This is a genomic window from Pseudomonas sp. GM80, from assembly GCF_000282515.1.
Taxonomy (GTDB): Bacteria; Pseudomonadota; Gammaproteobacteria; order Pseudomonadales; family Pseudomonadaceae; genus Aquipseudomonas.
In genome coordinates this window covers 1-5,567 of record NZ_AKJD01000265.1, presented here as the reverse complement: position 1 = coordinate 5,567, position 5,567 = coordinate 1, and the positions used below count along the sequence as shown (strand labels likewise).

Annotated in this window: 6 protein-coding genes; all 6 read right to left on the bottom strand. The window is 61.3% G+C overall.

Annotated features, from left to right (window positions below; genetic code table 11):
• Positions 1–78: 78 nt before the first annotated feature.
• Complete coding sequence (locus tag PMI37_RS30415; RefSeq protein WP_008088787.1) at positions 79–1,362, bottom strand: NAD(P)/FAD-dependent oxidoreductase; 1,284 nt, start codon at positions 1,360–1,362, stop codon at positions 79–81.
• Between the two features lie 147 nt (positions 1,363–1,509).
• Positions 1,510–2,874 (bottom strand): glutamine synthetase family protein, encoded by a 1,365-nt coding sequence (locus tag PMI37_RS30410; RefSeq protein ID WP_008088785.1) that lies wholly within the window; start codon positions 2,872–2,874, stop codon positions 1,510–1,512.
• 545 nt (positions 2,875–3,419) lie between these two features.
• Positions 3,420–3,881: a molybdopterin synthase catalytic subunit MoaE gene (moaE, locus tag PMI37_RS30405; RefSeq protein WP_008088783.1), complete on the bottom strand. Its 462-nt coding sequence runs from the start codon at positions 3,879–3,881 to the stop codon at positions 3,420–3,422.
• A 3-nt stretch (positions 3,882–3,884) separates the two neighbouring features.
• A complete protein-coding gene (locus PMI37_RS30400; protein ID WP_008088781.1) occupies positions 3,885–4,136 on the bottom strand; it encodes a MoaD/ThiS family protein in 252 nt (83 codons plus the stop codon).
• Positions 4,133–4,618, bottom strand: a complete 486-nt coding sequence (moaC, locus tag PMI37_RS30395; protein WP_008088779.1) for a cyclic pyranopterin monophosphate synthase MoaC — start codon at positions 4,616–4,618, stop codon at positions 4,133–4,135. The genes PMI37_RS30400 and moaC overlap by 4 nt, the downstream gene beginning before the upstream one ends.
• On the bottom strand, positions 4,615–5,448 hold the full coding sequence (gene fdhD / locus PMI37_RS30390) for a formate dehydrogenase accessory sulfurtransferase FdhD (protein ID WP_008088778.1): 834 nt from the start codon (positions 5,446–5,448) through the stop codon (positions 4,615–4,617). The genes moaC and fdhD overlap by 4 nt, the downstream gene beginning before the upstream one ends.
• Positions 5,449–5,567 lie beyond the last annotated feature (119 nt).

The window sequence follows — 5,567 nt, the reverse complement described above, 5'->3', positions numbered from 1 at the left end:
GATCTTTTGATCTTGATTTTAAAAAACAAGATCAAAAGATCGCAGCCTTCGGCAGCTCCTACAGGGGAGGGTGTTGTATCAGCGCAGCTTTTCGAGCATCTGGTAGTACCACATGCCTGCCGCCAGCATCGGGTTCCCCAGCCAATCCCCCATCGGCACACGAATGTGCTGGCACGCGGCAAACGTGTCGAACTGTTCCAGCTGCCCGGTAATCGCCCGGCTCATGATCTCGCCCATGATGTGCGTGGTGGCGATGCCATGTCCCGAGTAGCCCTGGCAATACCAGACGTTGTCCGAGAGCTTGCCCAGTTGCGGAATGCGGTTGATGACGATGCCCATCGCGCAGCTCCACTGGTAGTCGATCTGCACGCCTTTGAGCGCCGGAAAGGTTTGCTCGATGCAGGGCCGCAGTTCGCCGGCAATGTCGCGTGAATCCTTGCCGCTGTAGTTGGCGCCGCCACCGAACAGCAAGCGCCCGTCGGCGGTGAGGCGGTAGTAGTCGAGGACGAAGCGGCAGTCGTAGACCGCGAGGTCTTCGGGGTTGATCTGCCTGGCCAGTTCGCCCAGCGGCGCGGTGGTGACGATGCCGCCCATGGCCGGGAAGATCTTGCCTTTGAGCTGGCCCGGTTCGAGCTTGTGGTAGACGTCGCCGGCGAGCATCACTTGCTTGGCGTCGATCTGACCGTGAGCGGTTCTTACCCCTGGCGTATCGCCGTGAATGATCTCCAGCACTTCGCTGTTTTCGAAGATCAGCGCGCCGAGGCTTTCTGCTGCCCGCGCTTCGCCGATGCACAGATTCAGTGGGTGCAAATGCATGTTGCGGGTGTTCTTGATAGCGCCGTGATAGAGGTCGCTTTGCAGCAGATCGCGGACCTGGCTGCGGTCGAGCAGGCTGACTTCATCGCCCAGTCCACGACGCACCGCTTCTTCGTAATCGTTGCGCAGATCGGTCATGTGGCTCGGCTTGTAGGCCGCGTGCAGATGGCCGTGTTTGAGATCGCACTGGATGGCGTATTTTTCGACACGCTGCTTGATGATCTCGTGCCCGCGCCAGCGCAGGTGCCAGATGAAATCGTCGACGTCATCGCCGAGTTTCGCGCGCGTCTGTTTACGCATTGCGCCGTCGCCGGAGAGGCTGCCGGTGACTTGACCGCCGTTGCGCCCGGTGGCGCCCCAGCCGATTTTGTTGCTTTCGACGATGGCAACTTTCAGGCCTTTTTCGGCCAGTTCAACGGCGGTGGCGACGCCGGTGAAACCGCCCCCGATGATCACCACGTCAACCGCGTGCCGACCTTGCAGGGTCGGGTAGTCGGTGTCCTGGTTGAGAGTGGCGGTGTAGTAGGAATTGCAGCGTTCGGTCATGTCAGTGTCCACACAAATTCGCAAGGCTAAACAGGATCCTTGTGGGAGCTGGCTTGCCAGCGATAGCGGATTATCAGTCACCAACGATGCTGAATGTGCCGACCCCATCGCTGGCAAGCCAGCTCCCACAGGGTTTGTGTCAAATGATCAGGCTTCGGTGAGGTACCAACGCCAATCCTGCTCGCCCACTTCAGCCATGAATTGCCGGTACTCGGCACGCTTCACCGCCAGATACACCCCGAGAAATTCCTGCCCCAACGCATCGCGTGCCCACACGGAGTTTTCCAGTGCCTGCAACGACGTCAGCCAGTCAGTCGGCAGCAATTCCTTGGCTTGCGCGTAACCATTGCCCTCGACCGGCGCTCCCGGATCGAGGTTTTCACGAATGCCGCGATGAATACCGGCAAGGATCGCCGCCGCCGCCAGATACGGGTTGGCATCGGCGCCGCAGATGCGGTGTTCGATGTGTCGGGTGTTGGCCGGACCGCCCGGCACGCGCAGGCTGACGGTGCGGTTGTCGACGCCCCAGGTCGGCGCCAATGGCGCGTAGCTGTTGGCCTGGAAACGGCGGTAAGAGTTGGCGTTCGGGCAGAACAGCAGCAGCGTGTCCAGCAACGATGCGAGCATGCCGCCAATCGCCGTACGCAGCAGCGGCGTGCCAGCGGGGTCTTCGCAAGCAAACAGATTGTGCCCCGCGCTGTCGGCGAGGCTGACGTGCATGTGCATGCCGGTGCCGGCCAGATCGTCGAACGGCTTGGCCATGAACGTCGCCTGCATGCCGTGCTTGTGCGCCACGGCTTTGACCAGGCGTTTGTAGCGCACAGCCTGATCCATCGCCTGCAACGCATCGCCGTGTTCGAGGGTGATTTCCACCTGGCCCGGTGCGTATTCGGAGATCGCCGTGCGTGCCGGAATACCGTGCAGTTTGCAGGCGCTGTAGAGGTCGGCGAGGAACGGTTCGATCTGCTCCAGCTCGCGCAAACCGTAGACCTGCGTATGTCGCGGTCGACCACCGTCAGCATCCAGTGCCGGTTGCGGGCGTCCGTTGTGATCGCGCTTGGCGTCGAGCAGATAGAACTCCAGTTCGCACGCCATGATCGGGTAGTAGCCCTCGGCCTTGAGGCCGTCGATGACCTTGATCAGCAGATGGCGCGGGTCGGCAATACTGGCCGGCATGCCCTCGGTCGGGTGCATGCTGACCTGCACCGCCGCGGTCGGAATCTGCCGCCACGGCAAGCGCACCAGGCTGCCTTCCAGCGGGTAGGCACGGCAATCGATGTCGCCGACGTCCCAGACCAGACCGGAGTTCTCGACGTCTTCGCCTTGCACGGTCAGGCCAAGGATGGTGCTCGGCAGCGGGCGACCGCTTTGATAAACGGCGAGCAGTTCTTCGCGGTGCAACAGCTTGCCGCGTGGCACGCCGTTGGCGTCGAGAATGAACAGCTCGATCATGTCGATATCAGGGTTTTGTTCGAGGAACAGGCGTGCGTCTTCAATGGCTGCGAATTTCATGGCAAACACTCAGGGGGGCGCCGCACAGGCGCGCAGATTCGGGCCGGACGACTTTAGAGGGCAAAAGCCCAGGCGTCCTGGCAGGGATATCGAAAGAGAAAGGGCCTACACGTTTTTCAGACGTGATCAGGCAGAAACGCAGATATCCGGCGGGCGTGCGGAGTGACGCAGCTTGGAGCGGCGCAGGGCCATGGGGAGATTGACGATGCGATTCATGCGCAACCCCTGTCGCAGAGGGGGCGCACAGCGGAGACGTTCAACGATTTTAGTTGTTGTAGTGACGTGCTCATAACGCGTGTTTCCGTTGGCGGAAAACGTCGGTGGCGGGGCAGACCCGCTTACCGGTGTGCCACGGATAGTAAGGGGGAATCTGCGGGCGTGTAAACGCTCAATGTGAAATATCTTGAACACCCAAATTTGAAGAAGATTCTGTGGTGAGGGGATTTATCCCCGACGCGCCGCGCGGCGGTCTGCAAAAAAGCTGGGCCTGCTGCGCAGTACATCGGGGATAAATCCCCTCGCCACAGGTTTTCATTCAATCTTGTTCAGGCGTGCGCCAGGCTCCAGCGCAGCGCCGCATTCTGGTCGCAGTCGCGCGCTTGCACCCAGTGCGCGCCTTCAGGCGTGGTTTCACGTTTCCAGAACGGTGCGCGGGTCTTGAGCACGTCCATGATGAACGCGCAGGCTTCGAACGCCATGTGCCGGTGTTTGCTGCTGACGCCGACAAACACGATCGGCTCGCACACCGACAGTGCGCCCACCCGATGGACGATTTCCACACCCAGCAACGGCCAGCGCTCGCGCGCTTCGTCGGCAATCTGTTCGAGGGATTTTTCAGTCATGCCCGGATAGTGTTCCAGAAACAACTCGTTGACCGGTTGGCCAATGTTCAAGTCACGCACGTAACCAATAAACGTCACCACCGCGCCCACTCGTGGATTGCGCGCGTGCAGATCGGCAGTCAGTTGACCGATGTCGAAGCTCTTGTACTGGACTCGAATTGCCATTGGTCAGCCCCCGGTAACCGGTGGGAAAAAGGCGATTTCGTCGAAATCTTCAATTGCCTGACTCGGCTGGCACAGCTCCTGATTGACTGCGCACATCAGGTTGCCGGCACCGAGCACTTCGCGCCAAAGCTCGCCGCGCGCCATGAGCATCTGTCGAACATCTTCGACACTGCCCAAGGCTTCGCTCAGCGGAATCTTTTCCCCGCCCAGGTTGAGCCGGTCACGGTAGCTGGCGAAGTAGTTGATCAGGATCATTGCGCGTCCTCCCATTGAAAGTGTCCGGAGCGACCACCCTGTTTGCTGAGCAGGCGAATGTCGCCGATGACCATCGCCCGGTCGACGGCTTTGCACATGTCGTAAATAGTCAGCGCGGCGACGCTGGCGGCGGTCAAGGCTTCGAGCTCGACACCGGTCTGGCCGGTGAGGCGGCAGGTGCTGGTGATTTGCACGCGATCCGGTGCGCAGGCCTTGAGCTCGACGTGAATCGAGCTGAGCAGCAGCGCATGGCACAGCGGGATCAGCTCGTGAGTACGCTTGGCCGCTTGAATCCCGGCGATACGCGCCACGGCGAACACGTCGCCTTTGGGATGACCGTTGGCCTGGATCATCTGCAGGGTTTCCGGGCGCATATGCACCCAGGCTTGCGCGGTGGCTTCGCGGCGAGTGGCAGCCTTGTCGCTGACATCGACCATGTTGGCGCGGCCCTGATCGTCGAGGTGGGTGAGGGTGTTGCTCATGCGGAAAACTCCTGAACCGGGCTATAAATGCGCGGGGCGTTGCGGTGGGGTACGTGGATCAGATTGAGCCGGTGCTTGAGCGCCCAGCGCACGGTCAATGCGGTGGGTGCCGACAGGCTGACGAGGGTGCCGAGGCGGGCGCGCACGGCTTTGTGAATCAGTTCGAGGCTGCAACGGCTGGTGACCACGACAAAGCCTTGGCGGGCGTCGACAGCATCGCTGTGCAGAGCGCCGATGAGCTTGTCGAGGGCGTTGTGGCGGCCAATGTCCTCGCGACACAGCAGGGCTTCACCCGTGGCATCGAAGTACAGCGCCGCGTGCAGGGCGCCACTGCTGCGGGCCAGTGATTGAGCCTGCTCGATGCGCTGGCGGATGTTGTCGAAATGCGCCGCCGGTGGCAGCGTTGACGGCGGCAGAATCTCCAGCGGCGGCAGCGCCTGCTCCAGCGCTTCGACGCCGCACAGGCCACAGCCGCTGGTGCCTGCCATTTGGCGACGATGTTCCTTCAGCGCCCAGAAGGCGCGGTTGGAAATCTGCACGTCGGCTTGGCAGGCCTGATCGAAATGGGTGAGGCGCAGGTCATGGATTTCGTCAACGCTGGCGATGATCGCGTTGCTCAGGCTGAAGCCTCGGATGAAGTCTTCAATATTGCCGGGCGAGACCATCATCACCGCTTGATTCAAGCCGTTGTAGGTGATGGCCAGGGCGATTTCCGCCGCGAGCGCCGCGTGCGCTACCGCTGCGTCAGGCAGGTATTCGCGATACGCCACCTGCGCCGGTTGTGGTGCGGGGGCGTTGGGTTCGGTGGTGGTTTCGACGTGGCAGAGCATCTTGAAAGTCCCGAAGCGCTGAAGAGTGTTCAGGCTACGGGGGCGTAAAAAAAGCGTCCAATCGCTTGTTCCGATCTGCTGATCGGATGCATCTATCACTCCCTGTAGGAGCTGCCGCA

Coding starts and splice junctions, on each gene's coding strand:
- PMI37_RS30415 (WP_008088787.1), bottom strand. CDS start 1,362: ATGACCGAACGCTGCAATTCCTACTACACCGCCACTCTCAACCAGGAC.
- PMI37_RS30410 (WP_008088785.1), bottom strand. CDS start 2,874: ATGAAATTCGCAGCCATTGAAGACGCACGCCTGTTCCTCGAACAAAAC.
- moaE (WP_008088783.1), bottom strand. CDS start 3,881: ATGGCAATTCGAGTCCAGTACAAGAGCTTCGACATCGGTCAACTGACT.
- PMI37_RS30400 (WP_008088781.1), bottom strand. CDS start 4,136: ATGATCCTGATCAACTACTTCGCCAGCTACCGTGACCGGCTCAACCTG.
- moaC (WP_008088779.1), bottom strand. CDS start 4,618: ATGAGCAACACCCTCACCCACCTCGACGATCAGGGCCGCGCCAACATG.
- fdhD (WP_008088778.1), bottom strand. CDS start 5,448: ATGCTCTGCCACGTCGAAACCACCACCGAACCCAACGCCCCCGCACCA.